The 20,220-nt window shown below is 46.5% G+C and carries 22 protein-coding genes and 1 pseudogene; 18 read left to right on the top strand and 5 right to left on the bottom strand.

Features of this window, described 5'->3' with window-relative positions:
• The first annotated feature begins 149 nt into the window (after nucleotides 1–149).
• Together NDI52_RS25790 and NDI52_RS25785 are read left to right on the top strand one after the other, a co-directional pair.
• Entirely contained in the window at nucleotides 150–2,390 is a 2,241-nt protein-coding gene (locus NDI52_RS25790; RefSeq protein ID WP_190774125.1) for an ATP-binding protein, read from the top strand.
• Nucleotides 2,391–2,439: 49 nt separating this feature from the next.
• Nucleotides 2,440–2,601: a hypothetical protein gene (locus NDI52_RS25785; protein WP_190774124.1), complete on the top strand. Its 162-nt coding sequence runs from the start codon at nucleotides 2,440–2,442 to the stop codon at nucleotides 2,599–2,601.
• 144 nt (nucleotides 2,602–2,745) lie between these two features.
• Here the strand turns inward: NDI52_RS25785 and NDI52_RS25780 are convergent, their stop codons facing one another.
• The 3 genes from NDI52_RS25780 to NDI52_RS25770 all read right to left on the bottom strand — a co-directional run bounded on the left by NDI52_RS25780 (nucleotide 2,746) and on the right by NDI52_RS25770 (nucleotide 7,339).
• Complete coding sequence (locus NDI52_RS25780; RefSeq protein ID WP_348256555.1) at nucleotides 2,746–3,726, bottom strand: SGNH/GDSL hydrolase family protein; 981 nt, start codon at nucleotides 3,724–3,726, stop codon at nucleotides 2,746–2,748.
• 244 nt (nucleotides 3,727–3,970) lie between these two features.
• Entirely contained in the window at nucleotides 3,971–5,542 is a 1,572-nt protein-coding gene (locus tag NDI52_RS25775; RefSeq protein WP_190774122.1) for a DHA2 family efflux MFS transporter permease subunit, read from the bottom strand.
• Between the two features lie 474 nt (nucleotides 5,543–6,016).
• Entirely contained in the window at nucleotides 6,017–7,339 is a 1,323-nt protein-coding gene (locus NDI52_RS25770) for an HlyD family secretion protein (protein ID WP_190774121.1), read from the bottom strand.
• A 775-nt stretch (nucleotides 7,340–8,114) separates the two neighbouring features.
• Here NDI52_RS25770 and NDI52_RS25765 point away from each other — a divergent pair.
• The 10 genes from NDI52_RS25765 to NDI52_RS25720 all read left to right on the top strand — a co-directional run bounded on the left by NDI52_RS25765 (nucleotide 8,115) and on the right by NDI52_RS25720 (nucleotide 14,536).
• Entirely contained in the window at nucleotides 8,115–8,444 is a 330-nt protein-coding gene (locus NDI52_RS25765) for a hypothetical protein (RefSeq protein WP_190774120.1), read from the top strand.
• A 293-nt stretch (nucleotides 8,445–8,737) separates the two neighbouring features.
• Complete coding sequence (locus NDI52_RS25760; RefSeq protein WP_348256554.1) at nucleotides 8,738–9,613, top strand: SDR family NAD(P)-dependent oxidoreductase; 876 nt, start codon at nucleotides 8,738–8,740, stop codon at nucleotides 9,611–9,613.
• A gap of 8 nt (nucleotides 9,614–9,621) precedes the next feature.
• Nucleotides 9,622–10,533 carry an SDR family NAD(P)-dependent oxidoreductase gene (locus NDI52_RS25755; protein ID WP_190775631.1) on the top strand — a complete coding sequence of 304 codons (912 nt, stop codon included), beginning with the start codon at nucleotides 9,622–9,624 and terminating at the stop codon, nucleotides 10,531–10,533.
• A gap of 69 nt (nucleotides 10,534–10,602) precedes the next feature.
• On the top strand, nucleotides 10,603–11,106 hold the full coding sequence (locus NDI52_RS25750; protein ID WP_190775621.1) for a quercetin 2,3-dioxygenase: 504 nt from the start codon (nucleotides 10,603–10,605) through the stop codon (nucleotides 11,104–11,106).
• A gap of 45 nt (nucleotides 11,107–11,151) precedes the next feature.
• Nucleotides 11,152–11,304, top strand: a complete 153-nt coding sequence (locus NDI52_RS25745; RefSeq protein WP_199330954.1) for an SDR family NAD(P)-dependent oxidoreductase — start codon at nucleotides 11,152–11,154, stop codon at nucleotides 11,302–11,304.
• Nucleotides 11,305–11,634, top strand: a complete 330-nt coding sequence (locus NDI52_RS25740; RefSeq protein WP_199330956.1) for an SDR family NAD(P)-dependent oxidoreductase — start codon at nucleotides 11,305–11,307, stop codon at nucleotides 11,632–11,634. It begins immediately after the preceding gene.
• 107 nt (nucleotides 11,635–11,741) lie between these two features.
• On the top strand, nucleotides 11,742–12,131 hold the full coding sequence (locus tag NDI52_RS25735; RefSeq protein ID WP_190775622.1) for a DUF302 domain-containing protein: 390 nt from the start codon (nucleotides 11,742–11,744) through the stop codon (nucleotides 12,129–12,131).
• A 185-nt stretch (nucleotides 12,132–12,316) separates the two neighbouring features.
• Nucleotides 12,317–12,748, top strand: coding sequence for a DUF6130 family protein (locus NDI52_RS25730; protein WP_190775623.1), 432 nt, complete (start codon nucleotides 12,317–12,319; stop codon nucleotides 12,746–12,748).
• Complete coding sequence (locus NDI52_RS25725; RefSeq protein ID WP_190775624.1) at nucleotides 12,738–14,126, top strand: FAD-dependent oxidoreductase; 1,389 nt, start codon at nucleotides 12,738–12,740, stop codon at nucleotides 14,124–14,126. Before NDI52_RS25730 ends, NDI52_RS25725 begins: the two co-directional genes overlap by 11 nt.
• Nucleotides 14,099–14,536, top strand: a complete 438-nt coding sequence (locus NDI52_RS25720; protein ID WP_190775632.1) for a thiamine pyrophosphate-dependent enzyme — start codon at nucleotides 14,099–14,101, stop codon at nucleotides 14,534–14,536. Before NDI52_RS25725 ends, NDI52_RS25720 begins: the two co-directional genes overlap by 28 nt.
• A gap of 125 nt (nucleotides 14,537–14,661) precedes the next feature.
• Here the strand turns inward: NDI52_RS25720 and NDI52_RS25715 are convergent, their stop codons facing one another.
• Complete coding sequence (locus tag NDI52_RS25715) at nucleotides 14,662–15,228, bottom strand: IS630 family transposase (protein WP_190775625.1); 567 nt, start codon at nucleotides 15,226–15,228, stop codon at nucleotides 14,662–14,664.
• Entirely contained in the window at nucleotides 15,228–15,725 is a 498-nt protein-coding gene (locus NDI52_RS25710; RefSeq protein ID WP_348256553.1) for a helix-turn-helix domain-containing protein, read from the bottom strand. The genes NDI52_RS25715 and NDI52_RS25710 overlap by 1 nt, the downstream gene beginning before the upstream one ends.
• Nucleotides 15,726–16,055: 330 nt before the next feature.
• Between NDI52_RS25710 and NDI52_RS25705 the strand changes: the two genes are divergently transcribed.
• The 6 genes and pseudogenes from NDI52_RS25705 (at nucleotide 16,056) to NDI52_RS25680 (ending at nucleotide 19,881) form a co-directional block, all read left to right on the top strand.
• The gene (locus NDI52_RS25705) at nucleotides 16,056–16,202 is read left to right on the top strand and encodes a XapX domain protein (protein ID WP_242046002.1); all 147 of its coding nucleotides are present in this window, start codon (nucleotides 16,056–16,058) and stop codon (nucleotides 16,200–16,202) included.
• Between the two features lie 456 nt (nucleotides 16,203–16,658).
• A complete protein-coding gene (locus NDI52_RS25700; RefSeq protein WP_190775627.1) occupies nucleotides 16,659–17,567 on the top strand; it encodes an alpha/beta hydrolase in 909 nt (302 codons plus the stop codon).
• Nucleotides 17,568–17,600: 33 nt separating this feature from the next.
• A complete protein-coding gene (locus NDI52_RS25695) occupies nucleotides 17,601–17,774 on the top strand; it encodes a hypothetical protein (RefSeq protein WP_348256552.1) in 174 nt (57 codons plus the stop codon).
• Nucleotides 17,775–18,196: 422 nt separating this feature from the next.
• A complete protein-coding gene (locus NDI52_RS25690; RefSeq protein ID WP_190775628.1) occupies nucleotides 18,197–18,760 on the top strand; it encodes a hypothetical protein in 564 nt (187 codons plus the stop codon).
• Nucleotides 18,761–19,069: 309 nt separating this feature from the next.
• A pseudogene (locus NDI52_RS25685) lies at nucleotides 19,070–19,306 on the top strand (response regulator transcription factor); the annotation flags it as partial.
• Nucleotides 19,307–19,344: 38 nt separating this feature from the next.
• A complete protein-coding gene (locus NDI52_RS25680; protein WP_190775630.1) occupies nucleotides 19,345–19,881 on the top strand; it encodes a general stress protein in 537 nt (178 codons plus the stop codon).
• The last annotated feature ends 339 nt before the right edge of the window (nucleotides 19,882–20,220 follow it).

The raw sequence follows: 20,220 nt of genomic DNA, 5'->3' as shown, positions 1-20,220 counted from the left end.
CCCCCGTTAGTTGAAAGTTAGCCTATTCAGTAGTTTGGGAATTCTAGGCTCAGCTTTACCTTGGTTCACCCAGGCTTACATCGGTGGTCTTGCAAATATGTTGTTATTTCTTAGAGAAGCGACGTAGCGCTCTACTTAAAAACCACAGCATGTCTGGAACATCACTCTACATCAATAGTCGCGTTGAGTTATTGACCATGCTCTTGGTTCTTAAAAAAAAGCTCTCTCTCGTTCAATCTGGTATCCGCCTGCAAACGCGCTATTCGTGGCGAAACTCGATTGGTACAAAATTATTCATTTATGTTCTAGGAACTTCACTTTTGGCATTGGGTGGCACCGCTTTCTTCTTCTACACCAATCTAGAAGCGCGAATTAGGGGAGAGATTCAGAGCAAACTCAACACGAAAGCAGAGTCTATTGAAGGACAGCTTCAAACTGCAAGAGCGATCGCACAAGATTTGTCGGCTGCCTCTCAAACGCTGGATGAATCGAACATAACTGATCCCAACGTCTACAAACAGCTTGTTTTAAACACGTTTAAGAAGCGTAGTATTCCACTAATGATGGGCTTAGGGATAGGACAAGCGGAGTTTGAGCTAGTGCCAAATCGAAAATGGTTTTTGCCTTATTTCTTCTTAGATCAGTCAGTTCCTGATCAGTTTGGTCAACCATTACCTGCTCCTAATCAACATATTCGCTACGCGGATTTAATAGACGATCGCTATTTTGAGCAGCCTTACTATACAGAAGTTATTGCAGCTAAAAGACCCATTTGGGTTGAACCCTATCATTGGTATGGGATAACATTGACGACCTGCGCTGCTCCTATTTTCAATCGCAGTAATGATGTGATTGGTATGGTTGGGGTGGATGTTAGTGTTACCACCTTAGGAAAAGAGGTTAATACCTCAGTCATTACAGAAGGTGGATATTTCGCGATTTTGAGTGCTCAGGGGCGCTTGTTAGCCTATCCACCCAATCAGCAACAGGCGAAATCACTCGCAACGTTTGAAGATATTCCAAGTTTGAAGCAAGTTTGGTCACAGATTAATCAAGGACAATCTGGGTTGGTTGAAGTTGATGGACAATATTGGGCATATCAGCGAATTGAAGCGACTAATTGGATTGTACTGGCGGTAGTTCCTAAATCGGCGGCTCTCAGACATGTTTTGCTCTACACCATTGTAGGAGCTGTAGGAATTGGGATGATTTTGTTGTGTGTTGTTGCGTTGTTTGTTAAACAGCTCAATCAACGCCTCAATCCAATTTTAAAGCAGTGTAATGACCTTAAGGTCGGCCGAACTCAACGCTATCTCCAGGAAAATCAGGACTTGAGCCTCGCAGCTACTCCAAGTGAAGATGAAGCAGATTATCAATCAGGCGATGAGATAGATGTTTTGGCGGAAACAATTGATGAGATGACGCAACAGCTTCAGGCTGCTTTTCAGTCTCTGGAGGAAGTCAATGCTGAGTTAGAAAATCGAGTTGAAGTACGAACGACTGAGTTAAAACAGGCTCTTCACAACTTGAGTCGAACTCAAGCGCAAATCGTTCAGAGTGAAAAGATGTCTGCGTTGGGCCAGATGGTTGCAGGGGTAGCTCATGAAATTAACAACCCGGTTAACTTCATTCATGGTAATTTGATCCATGTGCAGGAGTATGCACACAATCTATTGAATGTTTTAAACCTTTACCAGAAGTACTATCCTAAACCCGCTGATGAAATTCAAGCCGAGGTTGATGAGATTGACTTAGAATTTGTTCAGAAAGATCTGCCCAAAATGCTTGACTCTATGAAGCTGGGCACCGATCGCATTCGGCAGATTGTTTTGTCGTTGCGTAATTTTTCACGAATTGATGAAGCTGAGTTCAAAGACGTCAATATTCATGAAGGCATTGATAGTACACTGTTAATTCTGCAACACCGCTTGAAGGGCAACTCAGAACGTCCAGCTGTTAGAGTTCAGAAGGACTACGACGATTTACCTTTAGTAGAGTGCTACCCTGGTCAATTAAATCAGGTGTTTATGAATATTTTGGCAAATGCGCTCGATGCGATGGAAGAACGTAATGCTAAACGCACCTATCAACAAATTGAAGCTGATCCAAGTCAAATCACTATTCGGACATCAATGGTGAATGCTCAATGGGTGCAAATTTCGATTGCGGATAATGGATTAGGCATGCCAGAAGCCATTCAAAAACACATCTTCAATCCGTTCTTTACAACAAAGCCGATCGGCAAAGGAACAGGTATGGGAATGTCTATTAGCTATCAAATTATCACCGAAAAGCATAGTGGTAAGTTTGAGTGTTTCTCAACACCGGGAGAAGGAACCGAATTTCTAATTCAGATTCCCTTTGCACAACAGTATCAAACTGCTAAATAAACAATTTGGCATACCCATGTGACATGAAGCTTCGTTCTTGGAAGGCTTTATGAGCAGAAAACTTGGCTCTAAAACGACGGTGGCGTTTGGTACAGAGGCCCGAGTACATTGGCATCAAGTTATCCTCTTTTGCATGCTGCCTTACGGGTTTAGCTGGCTGTGGTGGGCACCAATCGTTTTGCCAGAGACTGGATGGACTGTTGCCTGGTGAACGACTGCCCGATCTGTCCCAAAATCCCGGACTAGCCCGACAAGGACAGCTTTTATTTGCCCACACACAGTGTAATCGTCTCACCATACGTATTACCAGAATTGGTCGGATCGAGCCGAATGCTAATTGCGCTAAATCATTCGCTCATCCATAAGTAGGGTTGAGAATTGCGGAGGTGGGCTGAAGCAGAGCAAACGCAGATTGTGCTAACACCGCATGTGCAGCTGTTGTTGGGTGAATTGCATCCCAAAAGAAAAATTTATCCGTATAACCCTGAAAATGGGCTAGCTGTTCAAGTTCTATATCCTTAATGTTGGTAAATCCACATTCTGTAGGTTTGTCAAATACCCGCTTAAACAATGAAGCGACATCAAGCAGCGTGATGCTGGTATTGGGCTTTAATAATGGCTTCAGCGTTTGCAACGCGGCTGCTAAACCTGAATTATGAGCTTGAGTCAGAGCAGTGAAGGGGGCAGAACGTTGATTCTGCGTAGCGACTGGCAGGTCGCCTAGGTCTGGCAAATTTGCTACTAGAATATGTCGAGCATCCACGTTAGCGAGACACTGAACGGCATGGATGATATTAGCGATCGCTTCCGTAGGATTGGTTGCACTTCCGCTGAGGTAATCGTTTGCACCTGCCCACACGATGTAAAGCCCCTTTGGATTCGCTGAGTGCTGATTAAGCGAGGTGACAAAAGCATCAACCTGTTGCTGCAAGCCCGGTAAATGAGCTGGATTATCAGGAATGTAAGTATTCGTACTGTCTGTATTTGCTCCACCTGTTGCATAATTAGTGTGATGATCAGATGGGATTTTAAGCAGATGGGCCAAATACTCGATCCAAACTAACCCATTGGAAAAGCGTCCTTCAAAATAGGGAGGTGAAGGTGGAAGCCCTTCTCCCGTAGCTTTTTGTGTGATGGTAAAAGAGTTGCCGATATCTGAGAGGCTGTCACCAAATACGTAGATCTGATTGAATTCACAGTGGTTGTCGTGTTCTTCAAGCCAATTCATCAGTGATGACAAAATACTTGGCGTGTGATCAGTAGATCTTGAAGTAGAATCAATCGATCGGTAGGAGCTTGTAATCTCATGTAAGCTAATCATGGCCGCGTTCTCCAAAAATAAATTCAGTGAAATAGAGTTATATCATGTCGGGTTAAATGCTTATGATAAAAAGTGGCGCGGCGCAAAGCGTCGCGCCACTTTTTATCATAAGCATTTAACTTTACTTGTTATTAGGGGAAGGAATAGCCAGCCTACTTTGGGAAGCCAGAGCAACGGTCCTTTAAATATCGGCTTCAGCAACAGAAGGTAGCGACAAATCTCTTTTCCCTAGCTTTTTCTGAGTCTACAGATGCTGTTACTAATGAACAGGAATATTTCCGGTTGTTTTAGCTTTCTTCATGCCTAGAAGGGCAGTTCCGCTGATTAGAATTAGCAGCCCTAGTAGGTAGTAGCAGTCATCGATCGCCATTACAGTTGCCTGCTGCTGCACAGCTTGAGCAATCGCAATAGTAGCCTGTTCACTGGCAGTGGCGGCATCGGCTCCTTTACTCATAAAATACTGCATCATTTCTTGAAGCCGCTGTTGAGTTACTTCATTGTAGAGACTGACATCTCCTCGTAAGCGCTCGTAATGGAATTCTGAACGATGCTGGATTACGGTTGCAAAAATGGCATCTGCAAAGGAACCGCCTAGGTAGCGCACTTGGTTAAACAGGGCACTAGCATCACTTAAGTGCTCTCCTGGAATTCCGGTCGTTGCTAGAGCAGATAAGGGAATCGTGATTAAACTTTGCCCGATTCCTTGAATAAACTCTGGTAGCATCAATTGCGGAGTGCCGGATTGAGCGCTTATGTGAGAATTCATGAAATTACTGATGGCATAAATGGCACATCCTACAGCGACAATCACCCGTGAATCAACCTTGGCTTGAATCAGAGGTAAAAATGGCATTACCAACACTGAACCAAATCCAACCCACATGAGGGTCAGCCCAACTTGATAGGGCGTGTAATGCTGTACAGAGTCTAGATAGATTGGCATTACATATAGAGCACCAAAAATGCCACATCCAGCGACAAAACTGATGAAACTAGCAAGGGCAAGGTTGCGACGCTGCATTAAACGCAAATTGATAAAAGGGCGTTTTCTGGTCAGTTCGATTATCAGAAATAGGGTTAGGGAGGCAATGGCAAGCATTGTCAATCGGACAATGAACGGCGAACTAAACCAGAGATCACGGTTTCCCTCCTCCAACACGGTTTGTAAACACGCTAAACCGATCGCCATCGCTGATATGCCTACCCAATCTCCTCGCTTCAATTCACTTAATTGCATGGGTTCGCGCTCGATGAGAAAGAGGCACGTTGCCAGCATCAAGATCCCAGGGACTAAGTTGATATAGAAGATGTACTGCCAACTATAGTTATAAGTCAACCAGCCACCTAGTGCTGGTCCAATTGCAGGCCCGGAGGTGACAGTCAAGCCAAAGATTGCCAATCCGATCGTGTGCTTTGAGGGTGGTAAATGACGCAGTACGTATGCCATTGCTACAGGGACAAACGCACCTGCAAAAAATCCTTGGAAAGCACGAAAAGCAATCATTTCGCCTAACGTTGTGGCATTAGCACAAGCAATGGAAAAAACTAAAAATAGAACGGTGCTAAGCGTCATATACCAACGGGTAGAAAAAATTTTGCCCAACCAACCCGTTAATGGAACGACGATAATCTCACCTATCAGATAAGCAGTAGCAATCCAGGACCCTTGATCGAGGGTGGCAGATAACGCACCCGTCATATCTTGCAATGATGCATTCGTCGCAGTCACATCTAAAGATGACATTAATGCGCCTAGATTCATCCCTAGGACTGCTAACCAGGTTGATGCGGAAACAACATTACTCGATTGTTTAACCTGTGCTTTGATCATTATAGTTTTCTCTTCTCCCTATCTCTTCTTAAATGGAGCAATGCTAAATTTTAAGCAATCGAGCTTTTATAACATTAGGTTTGTAGCTATCTATCTCCAATCAGAACGCCAGGAAGAAAAACGAGATTAACTCCGATAACAACTTGAGAAGCAGATTTAATAAAATTTAGCTGGAAGAATCGATAGTGGGTGTGGGAAATAACAATTAACTTAATACAACAACTCCAGATGATTCCCGTGCCAACTACTGCTGAAAGCTCAACAACAAACCCCACTAGAACTTTTGAGTTGCAAATACGGCTGCAAAGATTGGTGCCAGGGTAGAAACAGAAGCATCCATGAATCCTTCTAGCCCAGGTTGAACGACCCAAAGGGCAAAAGAGCGACGATCGCCAAGCAATTATCTGTAGTTGTAGGACGGTAGGCTACTTCTCCTAAATAAGTTTTATTTTTTATTAGAATCTTTCTAAAGGTTCAATCATTTCCCGTATTAACCGTTACTTCAACCGACATTCCGGGCGTGATGCGGCTTTCATAAGCTTGAATACTATTACGATCAAAGGTAATTTTGACTGGGATTCGCTGCACTACCTTTGTGAAGTTTCCGGTAGCATTATCGGGCGGTAGCAAGGAAAAATCTGAACCGGATGCAGGGGATTGGCTGTTGACTACACCTTTAAAGGTTTGACCTGGAAATGCATCCATATGAATATCAACTGACTCTCCAGGCTGCATCTTGCTCACCTGTGTTTCATTAAAGTTGGCAATAATCCAGCTGTCATCACTTACTACAGAAAGCAGCGGTTGATCTGGTTGAATTCGTTGACCAACTTGAACAGTTTTGTTGCCAATTCTGCCTGCAACTGGCGCCTTAATCAGAGTGTAGGACAGATTCAGTTGCGCTTGTTTGAGATGGGCAACTGCCGTTGCAATTTGTGCTTGGGCTGCTTCAAACTGGCTGCGGTTAACTTCGGTTTGTTGTCCACTGGCTTTTGCCTGCTGCACTTTACCCTGTGAATCGACTAAATTGGCTCTGGATTGATCAATGCCATCGATGGCTGATTGATACTTCGCTTTTGCCTCTACAATTCCCTGTTGCGCCGACTGTGTCTCTGCCTGAGCCACCTGATAAGCAGTCAGAGCATCATCACGCTGCTGTTGAGGAATTGCCCCTGCTTGGTAAAGCTGCTCGTAGCGCTGGTAAGTAATTTTGACATTGGCTTCCTGTGCCTGGGTTTTGGTGAGTTGATCTTGTGCCGCTATAATTGCAGCTTGCGCTTGGTTCACAGCCGCCTGGGAACTGGCGATGCTAGCGATCGCCTCTCCCACTGCCCCTTGTGCCTCGGTTGTATTTGCTTGAGCTGTTTGAGATGCCAGATTAATAGTGGCTTGAGCGGCACTGGCTTGTTGTCTGGCATTTTCTAATGCTGCTTGCGCCTGCTGCACCACAACTTGATAATCTTTTGGATCAAGTCCAATCAATAATTGTCCTTTTTGAACATCCTGATTATCATTCACATCGACTTGAACAACAGTTCCGGCAATCCGGCTACTCACAGGATGGATATAGCCCGTTACATAAGCATCATCAGTTGATTCATGGGTTGCAGTATAAGACCACCAGCGATAACCAACAATCCCTAAAGTGGTTGCGATCGCAATACCCGAAACAATCAAAATGCGCTTCTTGCTAAATTGTTTCAAAGATGAAGATTTATTTGACAGATTTTCTGCACCACCTGTCGCACTATCTAATTTATGAGGAAAAATAGAGGTAAATGGTCTGCGAAGCCGCATGAGAATTTCTCCAAGAATCTGTGGATACAATCTTGCAAAGTCGCCAGAAAATCTTACTGGATTGTTGAGCCAATGGCCACAGTTTATAGCTTATTTTGTGTCAGATGAATGAGTGTTAGGTAAGTTTAGCGACACTTAAGACATTTCACCTGCCTTTAAAAACATGGGGATCGATGAATTAAAAATGGTGCCTGTCCTAATTCAGCTATTCTGCAGCATGACGCCTAATTGCCACCGCACCGCTGTCACATCTAACCCTACCAAATGTGGTTGTGCCGCAAAGGTTTCTAAGTAACGAGTGATCTGCATCATTCGCGTTTCTCTAGGCAGCCATTCCAGGGATCAGTTCGATAAATTTCACTTGAGACATCCTGTTCTCTTGTTTCTAATCTGTTTCAATAAGTAAAATTCAATATCGATGATAAAAAGTAGTACGGTGCAAAGCGCCGCACTACTTTTTATCATCGATATTGAACCCGATATGATATTAATCGGGACTACCCAAAGCTTGCAATCGCCCTTTGTTTGCGGATTCCTTAAGTTCCTGTTTAAGCTATCAATGTTTCCTACACAAGTTTGCTGTTTACCTCGAAACTGAAGATAGTTTGTTCTACAAAGGCGTAAAGCTATAAGAGTTTTTGAAGTTTGTTGATCGGTGTCTTTCTTGGGGTGGTGCCAGATCTTGTCGGGATGATCGGGCTCATACAGAAGCGGCGATCGCAACATAACTCTTCAATAGTGGCCCAGTTAGTTTAGTTTATTGGAGGAATCCGGCATGAAGTATTTAGCTATTGGCTTATTGTCATCTATTTTGTTGTCAAGTGCTGCCATGACAACCGCCGCCAAGGCAGAAACAGTGGAAGTGACGCCATTTCAACTTCTTTCTCTGGCCCAAGACGGTTATCTTCAGGATCAGGGAATTCCTGAAGGCGGGAGATTGATCGATGAAATTGAAGAGGGGCGGGTGACTTCTAGTCAGCTTATTCAAGCTGGGATTGATGATGGCCGCTTGATGCCTAACACGATCAATGATCGAGCATATTCAGAGGCAGTTGAACTTCAGATGAGAACGTTAAGCAATGGGGATAATGGCTCGGGTAACTAGGTAGTAGCTTCTACTGCGTCACCTTCAAGTAGTATCCATACCCCCACAAGTAATATAGCTTGATGGGGGTATATGGATATATTGCGCATCCCATTCGCATTGTCATAATTGCGGGTAAAGTTAGAGCGGTAGATGAAGGATAATGACACAACCGTGTTATTTTTCAAAGCGGATAATCTATATACCAAACCAGAAAACTTTTATTCTGGCAGAATGCGTCGATGTGTCTAGCAGTGATTTATGTGTATTGATTTTCTTGTGTCAATGATCTCCGTCTAATCAGGGTAACAAGTATGACAAATCGGAAATCGTCTCTTGTATGGTTAATTACGGGTAGCTCAACGGGCTTTGGTCGCGCTCTGGCCGAAGCAGCATTAGCTCAGGACGATCATGTTATTGTAACGGCTCGTGATATTAGCAAAATTCAAGACCTAGAACATCAATATCCGCAAACGGCAAAGGTAGTTCGTTTAGATGTCACCGATCAAGCAACAATTCAATCGGCTGTGCAAATTGGTCTAGCAGCATTTAACAGAATTGATGTGCTGGTGAATAACGCAGGATATGGATTAATGGGTGCTGTTGAGGAAGTGAGCGATGAGCAGATCCGCAATCAGCTTGAAACTAATTTCTTTGGCCTCTTGAATGTAACCCGCGCCATTATTCCCACATTTAAGAAACAGGCTACCGGTCACATTTTGAACCTCTCCTCAGCAGGCGGACGAGTCACATTACCGATGCTGGGCCTATATCATGCCTCAAAGTTTGCTGTGGAAGGGCTTTCAGAAACCCTGGCACAAGAGCTTAAACCCTTTGGCATCAAAGTGACGATCATTGAGCCAGGAGGTTTTGAGACTGACTTTGTAAACCGATCGATGGTGACGGCAGTGCAAATGCCAGAGTATGCCCCCTTCCGAGAGCAAATGGCTGCGTTTTCTCTGGAGCATCCTCAGGGTCATGTGCCGACAGGTGTTCAGGCAATCTTAAAAGTCGTAGAATTACCTGATCCACCCCTTCATTTAGCGATCGGCCCTAGCGCGCTACCAATGATTATCCAAAAGCTTTCCTCAGATATTGAAGAATATCAGCGCTTTGAGGATATCTGGCAGGATTCTACCGCCAATGCGAGTGAGGCATCAAAGCAGTCCAATCTCGCCCAGAAGGTTTAGAGCGTATGATGGCACCCATTACGACACCATTTGGGCAGCATTCCACTGCGGCTGAGATCGTCAGAGGAATCGATCTGACTGGTAAGCGGGCGATCGTCACCGGAGCGGCATCGGGTATCGGCGTAGAGACAGCAAGGGCACTGGCTCGCACCGGGGCTGAGGTAACACTGGCTGTGCGTAACGTCGATGCTGGAGCACAAACGGTGCCTGACATTATGGCTACCACCGGGAACCACAACATCCATGTCGCCCCGCTTGATCTAACTGACCAAGCTTCGATCGCCAAATTCATCGCTACGTGGGATGGTCCGCTGCATATCCTCGTTAATAACGCAGGGGTAATGGCATTACCCGAACAGCACACGCCCGAGGGCTGGGAAATGCAGTTTGCCACCAACTACCTCGGACACTTCGCCCTGGCACTCGGGCTCCACGATGCTCTTGCTGCAGACGGTGCTGCACGGATTGTATCCGTCAGCTCTAGCGGGCACCTAGCATCACCTGTTGTGTTTGACGATATTCATTTTGCGTTTCGCCCCTATGACCCACTGCTAGCCTATGCTCAATCTAAGACCGCAAACATTCTCTTTGCCGTTGGTGCCACTACGCGCTGGTTTAGAGATGGTATCACCGCCAATGCCCTAATGCCTGGAGCGATCGCGACTAACCTCCAACGCTACACGGGTGCTCTTAAGAGCCCACCAGAGCGGCAGAAAACACCGGAGCAAGGCGCTGCTACCTCAGTTCTGCTGGCGGTCTCTCCACTGCTAGAGGGCATTGGTGGACGTTACTTTGAGGACTGCAACGAAGCCATGATTGTCACAAACGGCAATGGCTACGTGAGTGGTGTTGCCCCCTACGCCCTCAACCCAGACAATGCTGATCGGCTTTGGGCAGAATCATTGCGCCTGTTCGCCTGACTCAGTGTTTTTGAACAGGAGAATCACGACCATAATCACGAAACCACATTCTCAAACAGGAACCATTATATGAATCCAAATGGTCTTTTATTGCAGCCTGGGCAGGGAGAGTCTTACTGGGTATTAGGCGACTTGTATACCTTTAAAACCGTCAGCAAAGATACAAGTGGAGCGTATTCGCTGATGGAGATGATCGTTTATCCCCAGACTGGTTCACCGCCTCATATCCACAGCCGCGAAGATGAATCTTTCTTTATTCAATCGGGAGAAATTCAGTTTCAAATTGATGGACAAATCCTTGTGGCAACTCCTGGAACTTTCATCTACTCGCCTAGAGGGCAAACTCATCTGTTTACAAACATTAGCGATCAACCGGCCCAAATGCTGTGCTGGGTTACGCCTGCTGGACTGGAACAGTTTTTCATGGAGATTGGTAATCCAGTGGATGATCCCACGGCACCGCCACCCCCTGTTACGGATGCAGAGATCCAAAAGACGATCGCCTTAGCTCCCCAATACGGTCTAACCATTTTGCCTCCTCCACCATCCATTAGTAGCGAGCTGGAAGCTTGAACCAGTAGCAGTTCGCAATCTAAATAATCAGAAGATTTCAGGTCCATGACAACGATCCCAATTGCCCCCGGTGAGTTATCTGGCAAGGGAGCATTGGTTACAGGTGGAAGCAAAGGCATGGGCGAAGCATTTGTCAAACGGCTGAGGCAAGCTGGCGCGACGGTCATCACAACCGCCCGCTCAGTCCCTGATATTTAGTTGGCAGCGTTATCCATTCAAGCAGATGTCAGCACGTCCGACGGGGTGGAGAAAGTTGTCAAAGAAGTGTTTGCTCATTTCGATGGTGTGAATGTCCTGACCAATAATGTGGGTGGTTCTTCTGCACCTAGCGGGGGTGTACTTGCTCTCAGTGCTGAGAACTGGCAGCAAACATTTAATGCGAATTTATTCGCGGCTATTCGCTTAGATCGAGCGTTTCTGCCCAAGATGCTAGAACAAAATTCGGGCGTCATCATCCATATTTTATCGATTCAGCGCACCCTACCGCTTTACGATGCAACTCTGGCGTACGTTGGAACTGTCTGCTGATAGCGGCATAACACGGATTTGAAGCACTCGAAAAGTAGCCGATACAGCAAGCAACAGCCAGAAGACTTAGTTATACTCATACAAAAATCATTAAGGAATTCACTGTTATGACTGCAACTAATGGCATCATCAGTCAGCTCAGTCTCTATTCAGTTACCGACACTATCGATCGCTTAGAAGCCATCCTTCAGGAAAAAGGTATCACCATCTTTGCCCGCATCGATCAACAGGCAGAAGCCGAGAAAGTTGGACTCAGCTTGCTTCCAACGCAGTTGTTGCTGTTTGGTAATCCGCGAGCTGGAACCCCAATGATGGTGGCAGAACCAACAATTGCCCTGGATTTGCCTCTGAAAGTTCTCGCTTGGGAGGCAGTTGATGGAAAGGTTTGGCTAAGTTACAACGACCCCAATTATTTAAAGCAACGATTTTCACTCTCCGATGAATTGGTTGAAAATATTGCTGTAATTGCGCCATTAATTCACCAAGTACTTCAGTAAATAATTCACTGAGTTTACGATATTTCATGTTAATTGCTGTAATTGAATGTCATTTAAACTATCGGAGCTAAAGATTGCGGTCTGGAAACTCACATCGAAGAAACGTTGATACTTCTCCAGAGTTATAACTCTGTATCTCCTTGAAAAGACCACCCTTCGGGGCCACTCTCAGAAACATAGCCACCATGACCAGATATACTCCGTGCACCACCAGGGCCTCTGCCCAAACCGTCAGTAGCATTACCAGACCATCCCCATTGATTGCGATCGAAAACGAAGCACCCACTCAGCTGATTGTCGATCCACCGCTTGCTAAACCGCTGGCTCAGGGTTGTATCTTCATCCAGCATCGGACGGAGAACCTGCGTACGTTGCCAGTGTTTGGCAAAGGTGCCCTGAAAGCATCGCCGCGCATCGGACATATCCACATCGCCGTGGATGATGCACCTTGGCATTTTGTCGATGCCAGTGATGAAACAATCATCCTGCTTGAACCGGAATCTGGCTTGCATGAGGTGCTGACCGAGCTAGCTGGCCCAGTAAACAGAGCCATCACCAGCGAAACGGTAACGTTCATGTTGCCTGGTCCTCAGCGAGGATGGAACAGTGGACACTGAATACTACGACGATATTATTATTGGTGGCGGTAAGGCTGGAAAAACGCTGGCACCTGCACTGGTTGCGAACGGGCGGAAAGTCGCGCTAGTCGAACGCAGTTTAAACATGATTGGTGGTGGGTGCATTAATGTCGCTTGTATTCCTACCAAGACGATGGTGGCGAGTGCTAACGTTTCCAACACCTTGCGAAATGCTGCTGCTTATGGAGTTAAAGCTACTGCATCTACCGTTGATTTAGCAGCCGTGATTCGACGAAAGCGATCGGTCGTGGAATCTGCGCGTGCAGCGAACTTGCACAATTTAGAAACTGCTCTAGGTCATGATCTGATTATTGGAATGGGGCGGTTTGTCGATTCTAAAACGATTAAAGTAATAATGGCTGAAGGCGTCACTCGACACTTCACGGCAGAGCGATTATTTATCAACACAGGTACACGACCCTTAATTCCGTCGGTGCCTGGGCTTGAAGCTGCGGGATTTCTGACGAGCGAGTCAATCATGGAGCTGGAACAGTTGCCGGAACATTTAATCGTTCTTGGTAGTGGTTACATTGGCTTGGAATTTGCCCAGATGTTTCGGCGCTTTGGCTCGCGTGTTACTGTGATTGGACAAAGTGAGCAAATCCTATCCCAACAAGATCCTGACATTGCGATCGCCGTTCAAACCTTGCTAGAACGAGATGGCATTGAATTTCTGATGAAGACGAAGGTGTTGAAGGTCGATCGTGTGGTTCATGACATCGTTCTTCAGCTTCAAGTTGCTGAGCGGAAGATCAACCTTCAGGGATCGCAGTTACTCGTTGCCGTCGGTCGGTCCCCAAACACGGACAGCTTAAATTTAACCGCTGCAGGTGTAGCAACCGATGCCCACGGATTCATTCCAGTTAACGATTGCCTAGAAACGAACATACCGGGGATCTGGGCGTTAGGCGATATTAATGGGGGACCACAATACACCCATATATCGCTCGACGATAATCGTATTATCAAAGCGAATCTGATTGATGGAAGCAGCCGCAGTAGGCGCGATCGCCTGGTACCATCCTGTCTATTCATTGATCCAGAACTGGCTCATGTGGGTTTGACTGAAACCGAAGCACAACAACAAGGGTATGCTATTCGAGTAGCGAAGCTGGATGCTTCAGCCATTCCCAGAGCGAAAACATCGGGTCAAACTGATGGAGTGTTGAAAGCGATCGTGGATACCACAACGGGTCGTATTCTCGGTTGTTCCCTGTTATGCCATGCAGCAGGTGAAGTGATTTCGACGGTGCAGATGGTAATGTTGTCCCAAATGCCCTATACCGTTCTACGTGATGGCGTTTTGACCCATCCTACCATGGCCGAAGGATTGAACTTGCTGTTCTCAAAGTTGTAGGCGACGATGGTGGGCTGGGCGCTCAGTTTGCCAATCCCAACCTTCGTCCTTTGATCCTCGTGGGAGATGGCGCATTTCAAATGACAGGAGTGGAACTGTCTACGATCGCTCGCTACGGCTTAAATCCGATCGTCATTGTTTTGAACAACGGTGGCTATGCGACAGAGCGTCCTATGCTGGATGGAAAATTTAACGTCATTCACTCTTGGCGCTATAGCCGGATCCCAGAAATGCTGAATGCAGGTCGGAGATTTGAGATTTCGACAGAAGGGGAGCTAGAAACAGCGCTGAGAGAAAGTCGGATACATACTGAAACTTTCTGCATCTTAGAGGTGCATATTGAGCCGCATGATATCTCAGCCGCTTTGCAGCGAATGACGAAGGAACTCGATAAACAAATTCATCGCTAACTTAAAGCACTCTAAATGGGAGAAAGGCAGAGTCCTCCCTTCCCTCTGAATTATTGGTGAGCGGAATGCGGCTCACTATGCTGCCACATCAATGTCTAATGTCTGTGGATGCGTTTAATACCATTTCAATATGAAGCTGCGCCAAATAGGGCTTCGAGAATGAAATCGTAGGACGTCAATGACGCGATCGTATCCGGGGAGAGTTTCTCGAGTTCTGAGGCGAGGAGTTTACGCAGTTCCTCCAGGGTTGGACAGTTGATCCAAGCGAATCGTTTTTTAAGCAATAACCAAAACCGTTCAATCGGATTCAGTTCTGGAGAATGAGACGGCTGAAACGTGAGGATGATATTGCTCGGACAGATCAAGGCATTCGCTGTGTGAGCCGAGGCTTGATCCACTTGAATCAGGGCAATGTCCTCCCCCAATTCCTGCGATAGGAGGTCTAGAAACTGTTGGAAGCACGGGCGGTCGAGGTGGGAGAACTCATAGAAGAAACTGAAGCCTGTCAGCGGTTCGACCACCCCATAGAGCCAAAAGCAGTCCCGTTTCCATTGCGTTTCTCCGATAGGCTTGACGCCGCAGGCCGTGATCAATCGCCCCGGTATTGTTTTCAAGCCCAAGCGGGTCTCATCCTGGCATAAGTAACGAACGTGCTGCCCTGGTTTCGCTGAGCGTTGTAGCCCTTTGAGCATCAAGGCAATTTTTTTTTGAAGCCATCCAGTTTTGCGGATTCCTGCTTCAGGGCACGGGGACGGGGTACTTTCGGTTTTGCTTTCAGTTCGTAGCGCACCACTCGGTAGAGCGTGCCATACTCCACTGTTAACTGACAGGTTTGCTCCAACCACTGTTGGATCTCTGAGTAACTGTGAAACCCTTCAGCTTGGGCTAATCGAGCTTTCAGTTTCTCCAGGGCTTCCCCTTGAATTTTGGGAGTGGCACCCGGAGCATGACGGGTTGCCAGTAATTCCTTCAGTCCTCCTTGCTGATAGCGAGTAAGCCAGCGTGTGATCGTGGAGTTGTTGCGTTGGCACCGCTCTGCTAGTTCACCGCGACTGCTCACCACTCCTTGCTTTAACCACACCAGCATCTGTAGGTGTTCCTTTTGGCTCACCGTACGAGCCTTTTGCAGCGATTTCTCCAACTGTTCCAGACTTTCGCTCACCGTTACTCGAAAGGGGCGTCCTCGCATGGCTGTTGCACTCAAAGGGAACCTCTTTATTTTGACGCAGCTTCATATTTAATTGGTATAAGGATGCTGCTCAGTCCCAGTGGAACAAGACCAACTTGATGCCGCGGCTGAAAGAGACCAAGTTCCAGCTTTAGTTGTGGTTGGCAGCCATGACTTTATTTGCTCACCCCTCCATGCCCATCAACTGCATACGGGAATTGTAGGCTCTAAGTTCATTTTGATTGAGAAGGCGGGTTATTTTTCCTGATTTGAACAACCCGATCCATTTTTTAGCAAAGTGAAAGAAGGGTTAGCCGCCGTTTAGTATTGCCATGAAGCAGGAGCCACAGAATGACAGGGTTCATGAAAGAAGCTGGCATGGTGTTATTAGGAGGTTGGGTTGTTGGAGTGTTTTTGGCCGACATGAAGTTAATCCCTCCCGTACCGCCATGGTTGGGTTTGATTAAAGCAGTTGGGGTTTTGCTGGGTGTTGAGTAATGGTGATGAAGACGACTCATTCCTTTGAGATAAGGCCTATCTTCACAATCTTGCCTGGTTTGAATTAACTGACTTCTGAAGAATAGGAATTACCTATTTCGAACCAAGTAAACCACATTTGCGCTAAATGTATGGAACTTCCAATCTTAATTGAACAGCTTCTCACTTTTCTCAATGGCTTCTCGGGCTGGGGGCTTCTGGTGCTTAGAGCCATTTGGGGAAGTCTTCTCGTACTGTACGGATTACCAATGGTAGAACACCCACTTTCTGACTAGATCTTGGTGGAAAGCCCTCAGGATTTCCAGGGTTTCTACAAATGAACGTATCAAACTTTAATTTTTGATTGAGGCTGGGGGACAGCCAAGGTCGTAAAAACAATTCAGTAATCACCTTGTTAGCAAGTGTCACGCTAAACTCGATCGTCGAGAAAATTACAAACTTATCCTGGTTTTATCTATGAAAATAAGAACTACCGGTTTCGACAGTAAAGGTCTGAAGTGTTCCGTCACATTTTACACGCCGGATGAAGCTGCATCGGGCGATCGCTATCCAGCGATTGTCATGGCTCATGGCATTGGCTTGATCAAAGAGATGGGTCTGCCGCAGTTTGCTGAGTTCTTTGTTCAAGCTGGATTCGTCGTCACACTGTTTGATTATCGCTACATGGGTGCCAGTGAGGGAGAACCACGTGAGCAAATGCTTCCTAGCGAGCAACATGAGGACTACCGCAATGCCATCACCTGGACCCAGCTCCAACCCGAAGTTGACCCTGAGCGCATTGGTCTCTGGGGCTTCTCCTATAGTGGCGGTCATGTGCTGCATGTGGCTGCATTCGATCCGCGTGTGAAAGCGATCGTGGTACAAATGCCTACGGTGAATGCGTTTCTTAACTCCCGCCGCTTAGCCTCCCCCCTTGAGCTCGACGAACTCAAGAAAACGCTTTTAATTGACCGGATAAAACGGTATCAAACCGGAGAGGTGAGCTACTTCCCCTTGGTTGCCCCGCCCGGTCAACCCTGCTTCCTGGCAACACCTGACGCATTCGCTTGGGCTGAATCGGCTAAGAGCGCCAGCGAAGGACGATGGAAAAATCGGCTCACTTATGAATCAATTGAACACTGTCTCTACTATGAATCGGTTCCTCACCCTGAAGCAATCTTTCCAACCCCACTCTGCATGATTGTGGGCGAGAAGGACTTCCTTGCAACTCCCGACTTGGCCGCTTCTGTCTATGCACGGGCAATGGAGCCAAAGTCTTTCACAGTTTTGAAGGGCGGGCACTTTGACGGCTTCCAGGGAGAGGGCTTTAAGGTTGCAAGTACAACTGCCTTGAGCTGGTTCGAGAAATATTTAAAGCAGGCTTGAAGCACCTGTTTTGGAAGCTACCGTTCTCGTAAAGTGTATCGTCTGAATGCCAAGACGGCTCGATTGTTCTGTCCTATTCGCGTCAATGCAGTCTCTCCAGGCATGGTGCAAACCGACCTGTGGCGCAATGTGAGTATCGGTGAAAGTACTATTAGATCCTATGTTCATCGCATTCTTAGCCAACGAGCCATGAATCATTGTGCTTAAGCCGTGATTATTGCAGTTAAGCGTGGGATTGTGAGTTTGTGAGCTGTACTCAGGTTTGAGTTTGGGCCCAACTTGAGTTGCATCTAGATTTCCATGTTGAGATGGAATGAACAACCAATCCTATTATGGTGCAAAAGTTCCAACTCTGAGTGGACGAAAAATGAGAGGCAATTGCCTATAGTAGGCTGATGCTAACAAGGGTAGCAAAGCGACCCAGTTGTCAAGCAATGTTTATTTAACACAGTTTTTAGAGAAGCTGTAGGCGTAGGCGTAGCCCGCCGCAGGCGTCGCTTGCGCGGTAGGACGCTTTTCTCCAGGGGTATCAGTAAGCGACGAGCATGACCCCAAACCGCTACTCGTTTCTCTGGCAAGGCAGCTTATTAAGCCAGCAAAAACCAACCTGAAAAACCGAGGTGAAAACAATGGCTCAAACTCTGTGTTCTCAACCTATCCCCATTGCTTCAACAGATGCGTATCACCGGCAGAACAACGATGAACAACCCCAGTCTTATCTCTCATCCGTGAAGCGTAGCCGCAACCGAGGTGTGGTTTTGTCGCCTCAGGGCTGGCAAAAGTTGATGCAAGCTGGAGTATTGTACGACGAATTAGGATGCCGCTACACTTACGAACAGTTGAGTGAGCGATCGAATCTGACTGAACGCACTGTCAGCCGATTGTTGACCTGCGAAGTCAAAGTTGATAAGAGTACGCTTAAAACATTTTTCCGGGCATTCAACTTGTCGTTAGAAGCAAGTGATTATACCTTGTCCAATAGTCATGGAACCGGTGCTGTAACGTCTAAAGCTCTAACTGATGCGAAACCACCAACGCAACCAGTTGACCTTGATCAACTCGTCGAAGAACTGAGTCAATTGAGGCAGCGCATGAGAAAGTACGAGCGGCTGTTCCAGCAGTTGAAGCTGAATGAGAACTCTGTTAACCAGCAGTTGGAGCATAGACTGTTCGCTGAAACTATGTTGCGTTAATGGGGCTGTTGGTTTTCATTCACAATCTTGCAACAACAGGATGATTTTTAGTATTTCAAATGGCTCAGAGCATCTGCTAATTGAACCAACCGTTTCAATTAATATTTCACGAAGGATAGTTTTATGACACGTATACCATTATTAGCCAAAAATGATTTTGAACATTTCAGAGTTTTAGATCAGGTTGGTTCTTTAAGTGACTCCTCTGTCAACCATGCCTTCACTCATGTTGCACAAGAGGTTTCTAATTTACTGCAACATACTTACCTGATTCAAGCTGGTAGTGGCGATCAGGTTGGAACAATTGCCATTCGGGCGATCGAGCCCGAATACAGGCATATTCTGACTGTTGAACCGTTGACTGAGCGCGAATTAGAGGTACTGCAACTGATTGTAGACGGGTACAGCAATGGTAGAATCGCGCAAAATTTGTGCATCAGTGCGGGTACGGTGAAAACCCATGTTCGCAACATTTTGAAGAAGCTATGTGCTAGCGGTCGCACTCAAGCAGCAATTCGGGCCCTTCGGTCGGGTCTTGTTCACTAAAAAGTCGATGTCATTGAATTCTTAACGGAGATAAAACCATGTCAGACAAACAAGCTGTAAGCATTTTCCCATCCCATGTTGAGGCAGAAATCGCCGTCTTAAAACTGCAAAGAGCAGGCTTCGATATGCAAAAGATTTCGATTATTGGTAAGGACTATCAAACCTCTGAGCATATTCGTGGCTTCCTCACCTGGAAAGACACAGCTAAAACTGGAGCTGGGGAAGCGGGATACTGGGGTACTTTCTTTGGTGGGTTATTCGGCATTCTCACAGGAGTTGGTTTGCTGTTTATTCCAGGAGTTGGCCCGGTGATTGTGGCTGGACACGCTGTCGGAGTGTTAGCAGGTTGGATCGAAGGGATGATTGTGGGTGGTGTGGGCGCTGCTGTTGCTGGGGGACTGGTGGGTGCTCTAGTTGGATTGGGAATTCCCAAAGAGCAGGCTCTGAAGTACGAGACAGAAATCAAAGCCGGTAAGTTTATGGTAGTTGTCTCAGGCACGGATGAGGAAACGGATCAGGTACAACAGATTCTGCAAAACGCAAATCATGAAATTCCTCGATCTGTTGTTGCTTAATTCAATAGTCGGGGTTCTCCTTTACGTGCTGCTCTACACTCACCGGTTAAAACGGCATCACACCCAGAACATTGTTCTAAGAGGAGCGGTCAGTGCTATTCCCCCCGGTTATCTGGGCAGCAGCAGGTGATTTGAGTAGGGCAGCAGGAAGTTTGTTTGCGATCGTACTTTTTGACACCGCCCCATTTCTGGGCATAGGTATTGTTTACATAGTGTTGTTCTTGATGAGTTATCGTCAAATCTGGTGTACGAAGAAAGATTAAGCGGCGTTCTTGCTGATGTCGGTTTTTGGGTCTACTCGGATCCCATCCTTGAATTTCACTCCTTCAATCACCTCCC

The organism is Leptolyngbya sp. PL-A3 (genome assembly GCF_039962325.1).
Lineage (GTDB): Bacteria > Cyanobacteriota > Cyanobacteriia > Elainellales > Elainellaceae > Vacuolonema.
The sequence above is the reverse complement of the archived record's forward strand: the minus strand, read 5'-3'. Positions and strand labels throughout refer to the sequence as shown.

Excerpts from the sequence above, each read along its gene's own strand:
- NDI52_RS25700 (WP_190775627.1), top strand. The coding sequence starts at position 16,659 with ATGAAAATAAGAACTACCGGTTTCGACAGTAAAGGTCTGAAGTGTTCC.
- NDI52_RS25760 (WP_348256554.1), top strand. The coding sequence starts at position 8,738 with ATGACAAATCGGAAATCGTCTCTTGTATGGTTAATTACGGGTAGCTCA.
- NDI52_RS25765 (WP_190774120.1), top strand. The coding sequence starts at position 8,115 with ATGAAGTATTTAGCTATTGGCTTATTGTCATCTATTTTGTTGTCAAGT.
- NDI52_RS25790 (WP_190774125.1), top strand. The coding sequence starts at position 150 with ATGTCTGGAACATCACTCTACATCAATAGTCGCGTTGAGTTATTGACC.
- NDI52_RS25710 (WP_348256553.1), bottom strand. The coding sequence starts at position 15,725 with ATGCGAGGACGCCCCTTTCGAGTAACGGTGAGCGAAAGTCTGGAACAG.
- NDI52_RS25785 (WP_190774124.1), top strand. The coding sequence starts at position 2,440 with ATGAGCAGAAAACTTGGCTCTAAAACGACGGTGGCGTTTGGTACAGAG.
- NDI52_RS25680 (WP_190775630.1), top strand. The coding sequence starts at position 19,345 with ATGTCAGACAAACAAGCTGTAAGCATTTTCCCATCCCATGTTGAGGCA.
- NDI52_RS25745 (WP_199330954.1), top strand. The coding sequence starts at position 11,152 with ATGACAACGATCCCAATTGCCCCCGGTGAGTTATCTGGCAAGGGAGCA.
- NDI52_RS25705 (WP_242046002.1), top strand. The coding sequence starts at position 16,056 with ATGACAGGGTTCATGAAAGAAGCTGGCATGGTGTTATTAGGAGGTTGG.
- NDI52_RS25730 (WP_190775623.1), top strand. The coding sequence starts at position 12,317 with ATGACCAGATATACTCCGTGCACCACCAGGGCCTCTGCCCAAACCGTC.
- NDI52_RS25755 (WP_190775631.1), top strand. The coding sequence starts at position 9,622 with ATGGCACCCATTACGACACCATTTGGGCAGCATTCCACTGCGGCTGAG.
- NDI52_RS25750 (WP_190775621.1), top strand. The coding sequence starts at position 10,603 with ATGAATCCAAATGGTCTTTTATTGCAGCCTGGGCAGGGAGAGTCTTAC.
- NDI52_RS25690 (WP_190775628.1), top strand. The coding sequence starts at position 18,197 with ATGGCTCAAACTCTGTGTTCTCAACCTATCCCCATTGCTTCAACAGAT.
- NDI52_RS25715 (WP_190775625.1), bottom strand. The coding sequence starts at position 15,228 with ATGCTCAAAGGGCTACAACGCTCAGCGAAACCAGGGCAGCACGTTCGT.
- NDI52_RS25775 (WP_190774122.1), bottom strand. The coding sequence starts at position 5,542 with ATGATCAAAGCACAGGTTAAACAATCGAGTAATGTTGTTTCCGCATCA.
- NDI52_RS25735 (WP_190775622.1), top strand. The coding sequence starts at position 11,742 with ATGACTGCAACTAATGGCATCATCAGTCAGCTCAGTCTCTATTCAGTT.
- NDI52_RS25770 (WP_190774121.1), bottom strand. The coding sequence starts at position 7,339 with ATGCGGCTTCGCAGACCATTTACCTCTATTTTTCCTCATAAATTAGAT.